Origin of the sequence: Bacillus sp. AF23 (assembly GCF_020861455.1) — a bacterium.
Classification (GTDB): Bacteria; Bacillota; Bacilli; order Bacillales; family Bacillaceae; genus Bacillus; species Bacillus halotolerans.
This window is the reverse complement of sequence record NZ_JAJHVY010000021.1, coordinates 206,018-225,996: the sequence shown is the minus strand read 5'-3', so window position 1 is coordinate 225,996 and position 19,979 is coordinate 206,018. Positions and strand designations below refer to the sequence as shown.

Here is a 19,979-nt window from a genome sequence, read left to right as displayed (position 1 = left end):
AGTACTGTAAGAGAGAAGGAAAACACTCAGAACGACAAACCATATTATTTGCTTGCCTTGTCCGCTAAAACATCTGAAGCATTACAGCAAAGAATCTTTGATCTGATAGAATTCTTTGAGGAAAACAAGTCGATTGAAGGAGAATTACCCGAAATCAGCTATACCCTAATGGAAGGAAGACATCACTTCGATCATCGCTGTGCCGTTGTGATCAAAGACACGGAAGATGCAGTCCGAGTACTCAGACAAGCTGAAGGGAACGAAATACTGCCGGATCTATTTAAAGGAAGAGTGTCAAGACACTTTATAGCTCAGACCGGTCTCAGTAAAGCGGTGAAGGATTTAATAAAGCAGAGCCATGTGGATGAAGAAAATTCGAATAAGTATAAAGAAAGTCTGTGCGCTTTGGCTGAGTTGTACTGTTTGGGTTATGAAGTATCCTGCGAGAAAATATTTAATATTGAAAAACTTAATAGAGTCAATTTACCGACCTATCCGTTTGGCAAAAAGCATTACTGGGTCCATAAAAAAGTCAATAGAATTCACCAGAGCAACGAGGAAACGGCAATACCAAAGGATAACATTAAAGCAATTGCCCGAGAGCAGATCACAATGGTTAACATGAATCAAGCAGAGGAAACCAGTAAAAGAACGGGGACACTCGATAAAATAAAAGCGTCAAAAATAATCTTAACAGAAGAATTGGATGTACCTGTTGAAATCGTTGCAACTGCTGAAACAGCTTATGAAAAACCGAAAAATGTAAGGTTAAAACCGTTGATGCAGTTACCTAGTATTTCTGAAGAAGAGGAAACAAAAACGAACATTCTGCAACCTTTATCGGATCCGGATTATGGCAAAAGTCCAGGGCTATCTGTACAAGAGCTGCTGGATGAATTAATGGAGAGTTTAGCGGAAGAGCTGTATACGGATGTCGTGGACATTGAGGCAGACAGAAGTTTTATAGAGCTGGGACTTGACTCGATCATTGGCATTGAATGGATTCGTACGATAAACAAAAAATTCAAAACTTCAATAAGTACGACGAAAATTTACCAGTACCCGACACTTATGGAATTTACGAAATATTTTTCCGATGTGCTCAAAGAAACGACAGAGGCAGAAGAAGTGCCTAAAAACATCAGTGAAAAACGGGAAGCGAAAACTCTTAAGCCGTTAGTGAGGTTGTCGGATATTACGGGAAAAGTGGAACCAGCAAAGACAGACACCCTGCACCCGTTATCTTCACATAAGAACTTTGCGGTACAGAGTAGTAATCAGATAAGCACAGGGCTTTCTGCAGAAGAACTGCTGAATGAACTAACGGAAAGTTTAGCAAAGGAACTGTATATGGATGTTGAGGATATTGAGACAGACAGAAGTTTTACAGAGCTGGGGCTTGACTCAATCATCGGAGTTGAATGGATTCGTGATGTAAATAAAAAATTCAAAACATCAATAAGTATGACAAAGGTTTATCAGTATCCAACACTTATGGAATTTGTGACATATCTTTACGATGTAATCGAAAAGATGACAGGAGCACAGGAATGCAGTGAAAATCAGGAAGAGAAATCTCCTAAGTCGTTATCCAGGCTGCCGAAATGTACGGAAAAAGAGGATCGGGTAAAAACAACCATTCAACAATCGTTTTCAGAACCAACCGAGGAAGAAGGAACAGCAACAACAAGCCAGATAAATTCAAGATTATTTATGAAAGAGTTGCTCACTGAATTAACGGAAAGTTTAGCAAGGGAACTATACATGGATGTGAAGGAAGTCGAACCAGAAGCAAGCTTTACAGAGCTTGGACTTGACTCAATCATAGGTGTTGAATGGATTCGCGCTGTAAACCAGAAATTCAAAATATCAATAAGTATGACAAAGATTTACCAGTATCCAACACTAGCGGATTTTACGAGATATCTGTACGAAGTACTTGAAAGTATGAATAAAAGCCAAGAAGGCGATGATGTTGAGGAATTACTATGGCAAGTATATCAAGGGGAAGTTGATATTAATTATGCGGAGAAGCTGATAGGGACGAACCGGAAGAAGGGATGACAACATGGAATTAAAAGATATTCTAAAAGCGTTGAATGAGAAAAAAATAACGCCAGAAGAGGCTAAAAAAAAACTGCAAGAATTTAATTCCAGCTTTGATGAAGATAAACCAAATATAGTTTCTGAGGATTCCAATAAGAATATAAGTAATCTAAATTCTAAAATATATGAAGCTGAAAACTCTGGAGGCAATTTTTCTGAACAGGATGAAAGGATAGCAATCATAGGGATATCAGGTCGTTATCCTGATTCGGAAAATATTAATCAGTTTTGGGGAGTTTTGTCTAATGGGAAAAGTGCAATAAAAGAAATTCCAGAGTCCCGATGGGATATGAGCGAGTATTATGACCCTGAAATTTCAAAAGAGGGAAGTATATACTGTAAATGGATGGGAATGCTCGAAGATGTTGATTGTTTTGACTCTCTATTTTTTGAAATCCCGCCGTCTGAGGCTGAAATGATGGATCCGCAGCATCGCCTCTTTTTACAAGAGGGATATAGAGCTTTTGAAGATGCCGGATATAGTCGTAGTGCGTTGAATCACAAAAAGTGCGGTGTGTACTTGGGTATTGTAAATGGCGAATATAACATTCAAAGCCAGCAGAGTAGCGAGAACTCAAGTGTAACGGCACATAGTAATGCAATTGGCGCTGCCCGAATCGCCTATTATCTCAATTTAAAGGGACCAGCCATTTCTATCGATACGGCTTGTTCATCTTCACTTGTCAGTACACATTTGGCGATTCAGGCACTGCTACGTGGTGAAATCGATATGGCATTGGCTGGCGGGGTCAGTTTGTATTTAACACCAGAATCTTATATTAGTATGTGTTCGGCCGGAATGTTGTCTGCAGATGGTCAGTGCAAAGCATTTGATAATAGTGCAAACGGATTTGTGCCAGGGGAAGGTGTCGGAGCAGTTGTTCTAAAAAGGCTAAAGGATGCTCAGGATGCAGGAGACTATATATACGGAGTTATTATCGGTTCTGCTATCAATCAGGATGGAAAGACTAATGGGATAACGGCACCAAATCTCGGAAGTCAGATTGAGTTAGTCCGTGATATGTATGACAGATACAATATAGATCCTGAAAGTATAAGTTATGCTGAAATGCATGGAACGGGTACAAAGTTAGGTGATCCGATTGAACTGGAAGCACTGTCCACTGCATTCAGTGAAAAAAAAGATGCAAAGAATTATTGTGCCATAGGTTCGGTGAAAAGTAACATTGGTCATACTTCTGCAGCGGCTGCTATGGCGGGAATTCATAAAATATTGTTATCTATGAAACATAAAAAATTAGTGCCTACCTTACACGTAAACACGCCAAACGAACATTTTGATTTCAATCGTTCACCTTTTTATATCAATCGAGAAACGAATGAATGGAATACAATTAATGGGTATCCCCGTCGTGCGAGTATTAGCTCTTTTGGATATAGCGGGACCAATGCTCATGCAGTGATTGAAGAATATGATATGTCAAATCATCAGGCTGGAAACCACAAAAAGAAGATGGAAATATCCAGTAACAGTCCGGGAATATTTGTCCTTTCAGCGAAAAATGAGACACAGCTGAATATCTATGTGAAAAACATGAAAGATTATCTTGAGGCAAACCCTGAATTAGATATTGCTAATTTCCTGTATACATTACAGATCGGGCGGGAATCAATGGACGAACGATTAGCAATCCTTACTTCTGGTCTACATGATTTATCCAGCAAACTCTCAATTTTTCTTCGAAATGGAGCGAATGGTACAGAAATTTTAAGGGGCGGCATAACGAGAAATAAAATACGTAATAAAGTTGATAAGCAGGACATTGCTGAGAAAGAGGTTTATAAAGATAGATCAGCCTGTAAGTATAATGTGTTAGCTAATCGGTGGATTGCTGGGGAAACAGTAGATTGGGAGAGGGAGTATGCAGTAAAACCAAGAAGAATTCCTCTGCCTGCTTATCCATTTGAAAAGGAAGTCCATTGGCTGCAGCAAAGAGCGCGCAATACTCACCAAGAGAGGGTTGTTATGAATGTGCTGCACCCATTATTGCATGAGAATGTCTCAGACTTTTCAGAGCAGTGTTTCCGCTCGGTTTTTACTGGACAAGAGTTCTTTCTTAAAGATCATATGGTTCAAAACAGCAAAATATTTCCTGCTGCAGCCATGTTAGAAATGGCCAGAGCGGCTGGGGAAATATCTGGGGGAAAACAGGTTTCTAGTATCAGCAACATTTCCTGGGTCTATCCCATAAAGGTAAATGAAGACGGGCAAACTGTTTACATCCGTCTATATCCAGAAGGGGATCAGGCTGCTTTTGAGCTAAGTATTCCTGATGAATCCGCAGAAAACAGTGATGAAGAAATTTTGTGTGCAGAGGGAACAATAGAATATAAAAACAAAGAGAATGATCAATTAGAGCGATTAAATATTGAAGCATATAAATCCTCTTGTCAGTTGATGATTGAATCAAAAGAGAATTATGAAGCAGTAAAGAATAACGGGCTTGTATATGGTCCCCGCTTTCAGACTCTAGAAGAAATAGCCTATAACGAAAATGAAGTTTTAGCACGAATCAAATTAAATGTCCCATCTAGTAAGGAAGAGACCAAAGAATATTGCTTACATCCAGGTTTGCTGGACGGAGCATTACAGACAATCTCTATATTCCTACAGAATGAGCAAGAGAATAAGGTTTATCTTCCTTTCTCTCTGGGGAAAATCACTATCCATTCTTCTCTGACCGAAACCGGTTATGTATACACAACTGCTGTTAAGACGGAGAGACATAATGATACGCAAGGTCGCTTAATAAAGAGCTTTGATATTACTGTTACAGATGATTTAGGAAATATTTCAGCTGTGATAAATGACTTTAATGTGAAGCCGATTCAAGAAAAAAAGAATTCTGTTAAGAATGACAAAGCGGTTCCAAATGAACTGCAATCAGCAGATCAAGTATCAGCTTTGTATTTCAAGCATGTATGGGAAGCTGAGAAAGCTAATAGCAGTACAAGCCTGAAAAAATCCGGAGCTGAGGGTGCTTTACTCCTTTTCGACATGAATAATGATCTTCGCAAGGCTTTGGAAAATAAAATTAACGACACAGTTATTCTTGTAAAACCGGGGGTAAAGCATAGAGTAATTGATCAACAAACTTTCGTCATGAATCCGTCTAATACGGATGGATTTGAAGTCTTGTTACAGGCGCTGAGAGATAAAGGGATTATACCTGGTAGAATCATCTACAATTGGCCTTGTGATGACTCCATTAGTAAACAGAATCAGCTTGATGAAAGATTAGAACGCGGCGTATATTCAATGCTGGCGCTAACTCAAGCGTTAATGGCTCAAAAAACGAATAGCAAGATACAGCTGTTATACGTTTATAAGGCTGCTATGAAAAATCAGACACCGGAACAGGGTGCAATGAGCGGATTTTTTAGAACATTACAAATGGAAAATCAGTTGTTCGACTATAAGACTGTTGAATTAAAGGATGCTGCTATAAGTATCTCAGTACTTTCAGAAATATTATTAGGGGAATTTGATATAGAGGACGAACGTCGTGACGTTCGTCATGATGGAAAGAAAAGATGGGTTAAGAAAATCCGAGCATTAGATAAAAAGAAGGATATGTCTGATTCCGCTCTTATCAAAAATAATGGTGTTTATATGATTACAGGTGGCCTTGGAGGCCTTGGAATTATCTTTGCACGTTATTTAAGTGAGAAGGTGAAGGCAAAACTAATTCTAACAGGACGCAGAAAGCCGGACGCTGATGAGCGGGCTAGGATTAAAGAGCTGGAAGCTCGCGGCTCTGAAGTGCTCTATATTAAAGCGGATATTTCAAATCGACAAGAAACAGCCGAACTTGTCTCTAAAGCTAAAGGCAGATTTCATAAAATAGATGGCGTCATTCATGCTGCTGGTGTTCTGAAGGACTCTCTATTCTGGAATAAAACACCTGAGGAAATGTCAGTGGTATTGGCAGCAAAGGTATACGGAACCAGGTTTTTAGATGAAATTTTAAAGGATGAGCATCTTGACTTTTTTGCTATGTTCTCTTCCCTTGCTTCCATGTTTGGAAATATTGGTCAATGTGATTATAGTTATGCGAACTGTTATATGGATCATTTCGCTGAAAATAGAGAAAATATGCGTATTCAAGGGAAACGTTATGGAAAAACAATTTCAATCAATTGGCCGTTTTGGATAAGCGGAGGAATGGGTATCGACTTTGAATCAAGAAAGGCGATGGAAGAGAAAAGCGGGCTTATTCCGTTAGAAATAGAAGAGGGTATCAGAGCGTTTGAAGATGGATTATGCCTAAACGCCTCTCAGTTAGTTTTAGTGAAGGGTAAAATAAATCAAGTGAAGCGGTTTGTGGATGTATTAAATGGTGAGGCTGATAAAGTTTCAATCACTGATTCTCTCATTATAGAAAATGAAAATATTTCTGAAGTTGAAACGTTCAGAGAAGAGACAGAGGAATTTTTAAGAGAAGTATTATCGGGAAAAACTAAAATCGATGCGGAAAAGATTAATGTTTTGGAGCCGTTTGAAATCTATGGGATTGACTCAATCCTTATTATGAGTCTTACTCGTGTCCTTGAAAAGTCATTTGGTGAACTGTCAAAAACATTATTCTATGAATACCGTAATCTAAAGGAATTAACAGACTACTTCCTAAATCATTATTCTGAAAAAATTATTAACATGTTTGGAAAACCTTCAAAAACGGATAAAGGAAGCCGTCTCGCTGAGGAAAATATAAGTGAAGATTCAGATGAGTCAGCACTGAAAAAAAGAAAGAGATCTCGTTTTTTAACATCTGAAACAACGGTCAAGAAGGATATAGGAGACATAGCAATTATTGGGGTAAGCGGGCGTTACCCGATGGCAGATAATCTTGAACAGTTCTGGGAAAACCTAAAGAATGGAAAAGATTGCATCTCAGAAATACCTAAGGATAGATGGGACTACCGAAAATATTTTGATGCCGATAAACAAAGGATTGGGAAGGCATATAGTAAATGGGGCGGATTTATCAATGACGTCTCTATGTTTGATCCGCTTTTCTTTAATATTCCACCTATTGAAGCAGAACAGATGGATCCTCAGGCTAGACTTTTTATGCAAACCGCTTGGCAGGCTATTGAGGATGCTGGCTATACAAGGGCCTTATTGGAAAAGGATAAGGTTGGAGTATTTGTTGGTGTAATGTATGGCATGTATCAGCTTTTTGAAGGTGAGGTAAAAGGGAAAAGGGTGCCCATAGGTTCGTCTTTTGCTTCTATTGCCAACCAGGTATCCTACTTCTGTAATTTCACTGGACCAAGTATGGCTGTTGATACCATGTGCTCTTCTTCATTAACTGCCCTTCACCTCGGATGTGAAAGCATTAAAAATGGAGAAAGTGATTTAGTGATTGCGGGCGGTGTAAATCTTACCTTGCATCCTAATAAACATATTATGCTGAGTATGGGCAAGTTTGCTTCAAGTGATGGCCGTTGCAGAAGCTTTGGTGAGGGCGGTGATGGATATGTTCCCGGCGAAGGGGTGGGAGCTGTTTTATTAAAACCTTTAGAGAAAGCCGTGAAAGACAGAGACCATATTTATGGAGTTATAAAGGGCAGCTCTATTAATTCCGGCGGCAAAACAAGCGGATTTACAGTGCCAAATCCAAATGCCCAAGGGGATTTAATTGAAGATGTTCTGCAAAAGGCAAATATTAATGCACGAACAATCAGCTACATTGAATCGCATGGGACGGGTACTGCTCTAGGAGATCCAATTGAAGTTACCGGCTTGACAAAATCTTTTGGGAAGCAAACGACTGAAACGCAGTTTTGTTCGGTAGGATCAGTAAAATCAAATATTGGACACCTGGAATCTGCATCAGGAATTGCGGCGTTAACAAAAGTGCTGCTGCAAATGGAAAATCACCAGTTGGTTCCGTCCATTCACTCGGAAAACCTTAATCCGAACATTAATTTTAAGAAAACTCCATTTTATATACAGCAGAAACTTGAGTATTGGGATGAGCCGGTGATCTTTAAGGACGGAAAAGAAACGAAAGTGCCAAGAAGGGCCGGAATTAGTTCATTTGGTGCAGGCGGTGCGAATGCACATGTTATCGTTGAAGAATACAAGTCTTTACATGGATCACCTACAGTAAGCGATCACACTCCAATGTTATTTGTTCTTTCAGCTCGAAATGAAGAGAGATTAAGAGAATATGCAAAATTACTAATTGAGTATTTGCAAAAGAAAAACGGTATACAGCAAAAGAAACAGTCTGGGACATCAGGTGAGAATCTGATATTTGATGATATCCGAAATAAGATCACCTGTATTTCTGCAAATATATTAGGAATAAAAGAAACGAATATCGATGCAAAAATCGAATTAGATGAATATGGATTTGATTTTGTCCAGTCCATGAGGTTAAAAAACGAAATTGAGAAGGAACTGGAAATCTATCTTCCTGATTCAGTATTTAATCTCACTTCTTCGATTCATTCGATTGCCGGATATATAAGCGAGTTGCTGCCGCAAGATATAGAATCTGGAAGTATATCAAAGGGGATTTTTGCTGACCTACCTTCTATTGCCTATACCTTACAAGTGGGAAGAGAAGCGATGGAAGAAAGATTAGCGATTATCGCAAAAAATAGTAATGAGCTGGTCAGAAAGCTTACCTTATTTATAAATGGAAAAAATGAGAATCAAGATCAATTTTATAAAGGGAACATTCTTGATGCTAAGCAGAAAATTAAATCGACAATTGGTGAAAAAACTTGCGCAAAAACTGTTTCAAGTCTTATTGAAACAAATGAGCTTGGCAAAATTGCCGAGTTGTGGGTTACGGGAAAGGAAATAGATTGGAATCAGTTTTATAAGGAGAGTAAACCATATCGCATATCACTGCCTGCTTATCCATTTGCAAAAGAACGGTATTGGCCGAAGGGAATGTTAGAAAGTTTAAATAGCAGGCATATATCTGTTGAAGAAATGCATCCGCTAGTCATCAAGAACACCTCTAACGTATATGAATTACGTTATAGCACAGTGTTTAATGGACAAGAGTTTTTCTTAAAGGATCATGTCATTAATGGTAAAAAGGTTCTGCCGGGTGTTGTATATCTTGAAATGGCCTGGATGGCTGTGGAATCTGCACTTGAAGTTGCTGATCAGAATGAAACAGTGATACACATTCATAATGTGGTTTGGCAAAGACCATTTGAGGTGACGAGCGGGGCGGCAGCTCTTCACATTTCACTTGAACCCGAAGATTCCGGTGAAATCAAATTTGCGATTTATAGTCAGACGGATAATGCAAGTGAGGAAACAGTTCATTGCCAGGGAAGCGTGCTGATAGATCAAGATGCAACTGAATCAAGAGTGGATATTGATGGCATTATGTCAAAATGCGGTGCGTCTAAAGTAAGTGGTGAGTCGTTCTATCAGCTGTTCGAAAGCATAGGCATTAGTTATGGTCCATCACATAAAGGAATAGAGTCAGTATATATTGGAGAGGACGAGATCATCGCAGAACTATCAATTCCGAAAAAAGTGCTGGTAAACAGTTCCCAATATACATTACATCCTAGTCTTTTAGATGCAGCATTGCAGGCAACGATCGCTTTTTCTCTATCCGATGATAAGATGCTGGGAACGATATTATCAGATACGGAGAAGAGCCAAGAGGTAAAACTGCCGTTTGCAGTAAATGAAATTGAGATTCTAAAAGACTGCTCTTCTCAAATGTTGGCCTATATCAGGAAGGACAAACAGAGTAAGTCAAAAGATAAAATGCAGAAACTGAATATTGATCTTTGTGATTTACAGGGAAATGTCTGCATTAGAATCAGCCAAATTGCTTTTAAAACATATAAAGCCGGGTCTGAAAAGAGTGATTTTTTAAGTGAACAAATCATGTTTTCTAAAAAATGGACGGAAAAGAGTGTGACTGCCAACTCGAAGAGAGGTTCATTTAGTAGGAGACTGGTTATTCTTTGTGAGCCTGAGGAAAAGTTTATTCAAGATGTAGAGCTCTGCTTACAGGACACAAAATGTATTGCTTTGCGATCTAATGCTCAAAATATTGCGGATAAATTTACAGATTATACCGTCCAACTGCTCAAAGAAGTAAAAAAACTGTCTTCTCAGATGTTGTATAAAGAACAAATACTCACTCAGCTCTTTATTGTGACAGAGTCTGAAAATAAGGTTTTAGCAGGTTTCTCGGGCTTCTTAAAGACGGTACAACTTGAAAATCACAATATGATTTGCCAGTTGATTGAATCACAAAAGGAATGCAGCATAGCTGAGTTATGCAGACGCTTAGAAGAGAGCGGTACAGATCCTGTCGATCAACAAGTACGATATACAGAAAATGGCCGCTTTGTTTCTGAACTAACGAAAGTAGAAGTTCGATCAGAGCCTCGTATTTGCTGGAAGGATGGCGGAGTATATCTTATCACTGGGGGAGCAGGTGGTTTAGGGCTTATACTTGCCAATGAAATAGCCAATAAAGGGAAAAACGTCACCCTAGTCTTAGTTGGACGTTCATCCTTAACAGAGGATAATAGAAGGCAGATTAGAAAATTGGAGAGAGATGGTGTCAGAGTCATATACCGACAAGCGGATGTGGCTGACAAGCAACAGGTGAATGGGTTGATTCAAGGAACGGTAGAAGAGTTTGGTGATATCAATGGAGTGATTCATTGTTCTGGAATAATCCGTGACCATTTTATTATAAAGAAAAATGAAACAGAACTCCGTGATGTTTTGGCGCCAAAAGTTTCTGGAATCTATAACCTTGACCAGGCAACGAAAGACGTACCATTAGATCTGTTTATTATTTTTTCATCAATGGCGGCAGTGACAGGAAACATAGGACAGGCTGATTATGCAGTTGCAAATGCCTTTATGGATCAGTTTGCTGCATATAGAAATGGTCTGGGAGCAGAAGGGAAACGCTACGGACACACTGTTTCCATTAACTGGCCGTTATGGCGTGAAGGCGGAATGAAAATCAGTATAGAAATGGAAAAGGCGATCCAGGAAGTTACTGGTCTTATTCCGATGCATACTGCAACGGGAATCGAGCTATTATATGAGAGCATATCAAGCGGAGAGTCTCAGATTTTGGCACTTGAAGGGAGTACTGAAAAACTCAACAGTTATTTATTTAACAGCTTGCCAGTATATGAATTTGATAGTGGGGACTTAAAGCAGGAAGAACAGAGTGATGATCAAAACAGGCTAAAAGATAAGTTTGCAGTTGCGTTAAAGCATCTTCTTTCATCTGAGTTGAAGCTTGACGTTGAACGGATTGATTCACGTGTTCCTTTAGAAACATATGGGATAAATTCGACCATGGTTATTCAGCTCACAAATGAGTTAGAAAAAACATTTGGAGTATTGCCTAAAACGCTGTTCTTTGAATATCAAAGTTTAATGGAATTAGCAGAGTATTTTTCTGAAGCTTATCCAAACGAAATAATAGCAATGCTGGGTATTAAGAAAAAGGATCCAGAGGCCATACCGTTGTGTAATAATCCTTCTGCTAGTGAAAAACAACGTAATGGCGGAAGAAAAGCTAAAGGCTGGAGATGGAAAGAAAAGAACGAAACTCGAGCCGTTACTGAAATGAAAGAAATAAATGATCATCATGATAGTAGAGAAGAAATCGCCATTATCGGACTTGCAGGAAAGTATCCGCAGGCAGATCACATTGGAGAATTTTGGATCAACTTGAAGAACGGCAAAGATTGTATTACTGAAATTCCAAAAGACCGCTGGGATCATAGTATTTACTATGATAAAGACAAGAGTAAGTCAGACAAAACTTATGCTAAATGGGGCGGTTTTATTAATGGTGTCGATGAGTTCGATCCGCTATTTTTTAATATCTCGCCAAAGGATGCTCAAGCCTTAGACCCTCAGGAAAGACTATTCTTACAATGCGCATACAATGCCATTGAAGATGCAGGATATACAAGACACACTCTTGGAAAAGGCAAGGAATATGGATTGGAATCCAATGTTGGTGTCTTTGTAGGCGTAATGTATGAAGAGTATCAATTATATGGCGCACAAGCGCAGGCTAGAGGAAATAGGTATACATTAAATGGAAGTCCTGCTTCGATTGCAAATCGAGTTTCTTATGCATGTGGTTTCCACGGACCAAGTATGGCGATTGATACTATGTGCTCTTCATCATTGGTATCCATTCATCTGGCATGTCAGAGTATTTTGTTTGGTGAATGTGAGGCCGCCATTGCAGGTGGAGTAAATCTCTCGCTTCATCCAAATAAGTTTCTAATGCTTGGACAAAACAGATTTATGTCAAGTAAGGGAAGATGCGAAAGCTTTGGAAAAGGCGGAGACGGCTATACACCAGGGGAAGGGGTAGGAGCAGTCATCCTTAAGCCTAAGGCAAAGGCAATTGCAGATGGAGATCATATTTACGGAGTAATCAAAGGGACTGCTCTTAATCACGGTGGAAAAACAAATGGATATACGGTCCCAAATCCGCGTGCACAGGCGAGTTTAATTAAAAAAGCTTTTAAAAAATCGGGAGTGAACGCAAGAACAATCAGTTATATCGAAGCTCATGGTACGGGAACTTCTTTAGGAGATCCAATAGAGATATCTGGCTTAAATAAAGCATTTGGAGAACAGACAAAGGACAAGCAGTTCTGTCTTATAGGATCTGCTAAATCCAATATCGGCCATTGTGAGAGTGCAGCAGGGATCGCGGGTCTGACAAAAGTTCTTCTGCAAATGGAAAACAAGCTGATTGTTCCATCCTTACATTCTGCTGAGCTGAATCCCGATATAGACTTTGTGAATAGTCCATTTATTGTATCCCAAGGATTAACTGAGTGGAAGCGTCCAATGATTGAAGAAAATGGTGAAACAAAGGAATATCCTAGAATCGCAGGGATCTCAGCTTTTGGTGCAGGAGGTTCAAATGCTCACGTGATTGTAGAAGAATATATCCCTGAAAGTTCAGTCGAATTCAATTCTGATCAACAAAACAATGAACCAATCATGATTACTCTTTCTGCTAGAAAAGAAGAGCAGCTAAAGGAACAAGTAAAGCAGTTCATTTCATGGAATCAAAAAAGATTGCCTTCCGATGCAGAGTTGAAGAATATCGCTTATACCCTTCAGGTTGGACGTGAGGCAATGGAAGAACGTCTTGCGTTTACGGTTACCTCAATCTCAGAATTAAATCAAAAACTAACTGATTTTCTGCAAGGTTCAGGGGACTATTATAGAGGAAAAGCGAAAAGGATTAATAATGTGCTAAACGTTTTGGATTCTGATAAAGAATTTCAGAGCGTGTTGGGTAAATGGTTCATACAGGGTGAAAATGAAAAAATTCTTGAGCTATGGGTTAAAGGTCTAAATATAGAATGGGGTAAATTCTATTCAGACAAAAAGTTTAGAAGAATAAGTCTCCCAACCTATCCGTTTGCCAAGGAATCTTATTGGATACCAAACGAAGAGACTCAATCTCAGGAATATGAATTGGCCGTGAATAGTCATCATGTTATTCATCCTCTTGTACATCACAATACGTCAGATTTTAATCAGCAGAGGTACAGTTCTGTTTTTACGGGCAGGGAAACCTTCTTCTCTGATCATTTGGTGAATGGAAGAAAGACGATGCCGGCAGCGGCCTATATAGAAATGGTCTATGCCTCGATCAGTAATGCTTTAAATTCAGATGAAACGCATGTGATTCAGTTTAAAGATATAGTCTGGATCCAACCGGTAATTATTGATCATCGTCCGGTTCAAATTCATATTGAACTAGATCTTGAAGAAAATGGTGAAATAGCATTCAGGGTTTACAGCCTATCAGAAGACAATGATTCTGATCAGATTCTGTATTGTAAAGGGTATGCAAGTCTTAATCAAAACAATGAAATTCCCAAAGTTGAAGTTGACGAGATAAGAAGTCAGTGCTGTCTAGAACGAATTGAATCGGAAAAGATTTATGATCATTTTAAATCAATTGGAATTGATTATGGCCTTCGACAAAGGGGCATTGAGTTCTTAGACCTTGGGGAGAGCCAAGTTCTTGCCCATTTAAAGATGTCAGATTCGTTAGCAGAGACTGTATCAGAATATACTCTGCATCCATGTATAATGGACTCTGCGTTACAAGCTGCCATTGGTATAGAAGAGGATGCTGTTCACATGTTCAGAGGACAGCGCGTATCCACAGGAGACGATTCAGCAACGCCTAGACTTCCCTTCATGATTAAGAAGCTTACTGTTTACAAAGGTTGTTCTCCTTCGATGTGGGTGAACTTACGTCCCAGTCATAATCAGGTTATCGAGAATGATGGAGAGTATTTAGATATTGATCTATTTGATTCAACTGGAAATATTTGCGTTAAGATTGAAGATATATATTTTCGCGCTGTTAAAAAGGGCGATCGTAACAGTTTATCTGAGAAACCATCTATAGCCGAAAATGTCACACCTCTTACATTTACCCCAAAATGGGAAGTGACAAACATAGAAAAAGCGGAGGCATCTTACAAGTACTCCAAACGGATAGTTATACTGTGTGATGTGAATGAGAAAGTGGGCAGCATATTCAATTCTGAATGTAAGGATTGCCATATTATTACGTTAAAGAGTCAATCTGAAAGCATAGCGAAGCGATTTACCCAATATGCATTGGACTTATTTGAAACCGTGAAAAATGAGATAAGCTGTCAGTCTCAGGATCAAGTATTGATACAGGTCGCAGTATCGGTTACAAATGACCGATACCTGCTTATGGGATTAGCAGGTTTGCTTAAAACAGCACATCTTGAGAATCCGAATATCCATGGTCAGGTGATAGGGATCAAGGATGATAATGATGCAGGTATTCTTGCTGAAAAATTGACTGAGAATGCGAAATACAGCCTTGATCACTCTGTATTGTATGAGAACGGAAAACGATTCACCTTGAAAATGGAGGAATGTTTCAATTATCCGGCAGGAACGCAGACAAACGTGTGGAAAAATGGCGGTGTCTATTTAATAACCGGAGGTATGGGCGGTCTGGGGCTGATATTTGCAAGGGAAATCACTCATCAGGTTAAGAATGCCGTTGTTGTGCTTACTGGAAGGTCTCCTCTAACTGAAGATAAACAGGCTGTGTTGAACGAATTAAGCAATCATCAGGTGAAAGTAGTTTATAGACAGGCTGATGTCAGTGTGGAGGGATCCATGGTGAATCTATTAGAGGGGATCCATCAGGATTTTGGAGAAATAAATGGAATTATTCATTCTGCAGGTCTGGTTATGGATAATTTTATATACAAAAAGACAAAAAAAGAGCTGTCAGCTGTTCTTTCTCCAAAGGTTCAAGGAACAATAAATCTTGATTTGGCAAGTCGAGAGATGGAACTTGATTTCTTTGTGCTATGTTCTTCTCTGTCAGGAATAACAGGTAATGTAGGCCAAGCTGACTATGCGGCAGCAAATGCTTTTATAGATGCATTTGCCGCATACAGGGAAGATTTGGTGAATGCAGATAAGCGTAAGGGGAAAACGATTTCTATCAACTGGCCTTTGTGGAAAGAAGGAGGAATCCTTCTGGATGAATCATTTGAAAAGGCAATGAGTGAACGTACCGGAATTACGGGTCTCCGTACTGAAACCGGATTAAAGCTATTTTATCAATCACTGGCAATGAACCAGTCTCAGATAATAGCTGTAGAGGGATATGCTCAAAAAATCCGCTCTGTATTTATTGAATCCGATGAGTCTATTGGGAATTTTGAAAAAGTAAAAGAGATAACTGGAAATGAATCTGAAGGCAATTTTAATGAAAAGGCAATGATGTTTTTTAAACAGATCTTTGCAGAAGCTTTAAACATTCCAATTCAGGAATTGGACGAGGAACAACCTCTGGATATATATGGAATAGATTCGATTTTTGTTATGAAGCTGACTGAACAGTTAGAAAAAACATTTGGACCGTTGCCGAAAACGCTGCTCTTTGAATGTCAGAGTATTCATGCTATTACTCATTATTTTGTCAATAAATACGCTGATCAATTTCCAAAACTGACAGGGTGTTCAGCTGAAGAGCACCTGCCGGAAGTTGTAAAATCCAGTACTTCTGCAGAGCAGAAAAATCAAGGTATTACAGCTAGGAAAAATTCTCGTTTGATGCCAAGCAATGTGAAGAAGACAGAGACGCTCCAAGATATTGCCATTATCGGTATGTCAGGAGCTTTTGCTCAGGCAGAAAACTTAAATGAATTCTGGGATAATTTGCATGATGGACGTGACTGTATTTCTGAGGTTCCATTATCAAGGTGGGATCACAGTAAGTATTTTAATGAGGATAAGGATCATGTTGGAACAGCTTATACGAAATGGGGCGGTTTCATGAAAAACATAGACTGTTTTGATCCGCTGTTTTTCAATATTTCACCTGCTGACGCAGAAATCATGGACCCTCAAGAAAGATTGTTTATGCAAAGTGTATATGAGGCAATTGAAGACGCAGGTTATACAAGACAGGCACTTGGATATAATCCGGGTTCTGATGTACGCCGAAACGTGGGAGTATATGTTGGCGTCATGAGTGAAGATTATCAGCTTTACGCTGCTCAGGAGCAGAAAGTAGGGAATCCGATTGTCCTTTCTGGTAATCCATCATCAATAGCAAATCGTGTTTCATATTTCTTTGATTTTCATGGGCCGAGTCTAGCCGTAGATACGATGTGCTCTTCTTCGCTTGTAGCGATTCACATGGCGTGTCAGGCCATCAAACATGGGGAATGTGAGTTAGCTGTGACAGGCGGAGTTAATGTGATTAGTCACCCAAATAAGTATCTTCTGATCAGCCAAGGGAAATTTGCATCCACGAATGGAAGATGTGTGAGTTTTGGAAAGGGCGGAGATGGTTACGTTCCTGGTGAAGGAGTCGGAGCTTTGCTTCTAAAGCCAAAGGATAAGGCCGTTGCTGATGGAGACCATATTTATGGAGTGATTAAGGCAACGTCGATTAACCATGGCGGGAAAACCAATGGCTATACGGTACCAAATCCTGCCGCACAGTCGGAAGTGATTCGTACAGCGCTGGAAGAGTCGAATATAAGTCCTGATAAGATCAGTTATGTAGAAGCCCATGGCACAGGTACAGCATTAGGAGATCCGATAGAAATTGCTGCTTTGACTAAAGCTTATGGTGACAAAGCTTCCAATATTGCAATCGGATCCGTGAAATCAAATATCGGACACTGTGAAAGTGCTTCTGGCATTGCAGCTATTTCAAAAGTGTTACTACAAATGAGAAATAAAAAAATTGTACCATCCCTGCATTCGAGTGAGCTCAATCCAAATATAGATTTTAAAAACAGTCCGTTTTTTGTACCTCAAGAAGTAATGGAGTGGAAGCGCCCGGTTGCAGAAGTTAATGGAGAGGTGAAGGAACATCCAAGAATTGCAGGAATTTCATCATTTGGTGCTGGCGGAGCGAATGCTCATATTATTCTAGAGGAATACACACCTGAACAACGGGGAAGTAAACCTGCTGACTCGCAATCAACGAAACCAGCGGTGATCGTTTTATCAGCTAAATCTAAAGATCAGTTATATATATCAGCTAAAAACCTTTTAGATGCAATAGAGAATCAAAACCTTTCGGAGAACGATTTGTCCGATATCGCTTATACTCTTCAGGTTGGACGCGAAGCGATGGAGGAGCGGATTGCATTTGTTGCACACTCACGAGAAACACTCGTTCAAAAGCTGAAAGCCTTCGTAATGGATCATGAGACTGAAAGTGAGATTTACTATGGCCAAGTTTATGGTAAACGAAAATTTGAATATGCTTTTACATCAGCTGACGGCTTAAATAAAGCTGTAAAGGACTGCATCGATCGTGCCCAATACGATCAATTGTGTGCATATTGGGTTAATGGAGTCAAATTCGATTGGAATAATCTTTACCGTCATCGAAAGCCAAAGCGGATAAGTCTGCCAACTTATCCATTTGAACGAGAAAAATATTGGGTGAAACTTAGTCCTGAGATGCCAATTGAAAATGGAAATCGGGGAGAAGGGAATATTCATCCGCTTATTCATAAGAACCTCTCAAGTCTTTATAACCAGCGCTTTTGTTCCAACTTTTCAGGAAATGAATTTTTCCTAAGAGATCACCGGCTAGGAGAGCGAAAGGTATTGCCTGGCTCAGCTATTTTGGAAATGACAAGGATTGCTGGCGAATTGAGCACAGAAGATCAGATAAATGTGATCAAGGATATTGTCTGGACTAATCAAATTGAGGTTAAAAGTGAAACAGTGAATACAGAGATTCGTTTGTATCCGAACGAACAGACAATTGATTTTGAGATAAGTATTCCAAGTGAGGCAGAGGAGCATGAACCGGTCATTTGTACAGAAGGCAAGCTGGAGTTTAGGGAGAGTCTGGTTTCAAAGGCAAGAGAAGCTTCAATAGATATTGAGCAGATACAGGCACGCTGCAGGACGATTGATCATGGGCAAGATTGTTATGATTCAATGAAAGCGAGCGGATTGATAAACGGAAACACTTTCCAGGTGATTCAAGAAATACATTCCAATAAATCAGAAGCATTAGGGTATTTAAAGCTGTCACCGGATATGGAAGAAACGAACAAAGACTATGTCCTTCATCCTGCATTACTAAACGGAGCTTTTCAAACGGTGCTTGGTTTAATAGAAAGAAATGTACAGTCTGAATCCGTAATCCTTTTACCATTTGCTATTACTGAAATAAGAATTTATGAATCGTTGGTGAATGATTGTGTTGCCTATGTTACACGTTCAAGCCATGCACAGAATTCACAATCATCAATTCAAAAGTTTGACATTAAGATTGCCGATCGTTCTGGAAAAACATTGGTATGTGTAGATGAGTTCACTTTAAAAGCATTTAATATGACTGACCAGGAAAGTCAGTCCAGTATGAAACAAACCAATGATTCTGATTTTAAAACATATCTTTATACAACTGAATGGTGTGAATCTGAGTCACAAATGAACAGGGATGATGAAATCATCCCGCAGCAAGCAAAAGGTTCAGTAATCGTGTTTGATCAAGATGAAAAATTGTACAAGAATATTTTAGAGCAGCTTAGACAGGACAATGATGAATCAGAAGTCATACTGGTTAATCCCGGGAAAGTTTATCGGCAGAAAGCGAAGCATATGTATGATATAAATCCAATGTTGCAGGATGACTATCAAAATTTGCTTCAGAAACTCGAAGAACATGGGTTACAGCCGGATAGGATAATACTGTATCGGGATATCGAAAGTTCTGCTGAAACAAATGAGGATTTGAATGATCACCTGGAACAAGGAATTTATTCGATGTTTTATCTCAGTCAAGCACTGATTAAGCAGAAAATTAAAACAAAAATCCGGCTGCTATTTACGTTTGTCAATAACAAAGAAGAGGTCATTCCTGAATACAGCGCAATAAGCGGATTTTCTAAAACAATCCGTATGGAGAATCCTGCATTTCTTTTAAGGACAGTTGAAATACAAAAAGCAGATCGTTTCTTAAAAGAAGGTGACATTTCTAACGCAAGACTTCTATTAAATGAGCTTGATATTTTTGATTCAGAAGTAGAGGTGCGTTATGAGGGCAACATCCGATTAGTTAAAGGTATCAAAGAACTATCAATTCTTTAAGTCAAATGAATTTAATACCGATTTGTAGGGGAAAGGGTTAGTGTATTCATAAACGGCCTTTTATATTAGTTCCCGCTTCTCGTAAACACGATTGAGTCCGATTATGGGAAGCGGGACTAAATCAGGAAAAACACATAACCAATCAAAAAGTTAGAATGTTTTTGGAAATGGTTAACCTGCGATTCATCCCCTA

Annotated in this window: 1 protein-coding gene and 1 pseudogene; both read left to right on the top strand. The window is 39.2% G+C overall.

The window, feature by feature from the left end; all coding sequences use genetic code 11:
- Window positions 1–2,064, top strand: a 2,064-nt coding sequence (locus tag LNN34_RS12810; RefSeq protein ID WP_229043574.1) for an acyl carrier protein, incomplete at its 5' end; no start/stop codon positions are given.
- A gap of 211 nt (window positions 2,065–2,275) precedes the next feature.
- Window positions 2,276–19,786, top strand: a pseudogene (locus LNN34_RS12805) (SDR family NAD(P)-dependent oxidoreductase); the annotation flags it as partial.
- Window positions 19,787–19,979 lie beyond the last annotated feature (193 nt).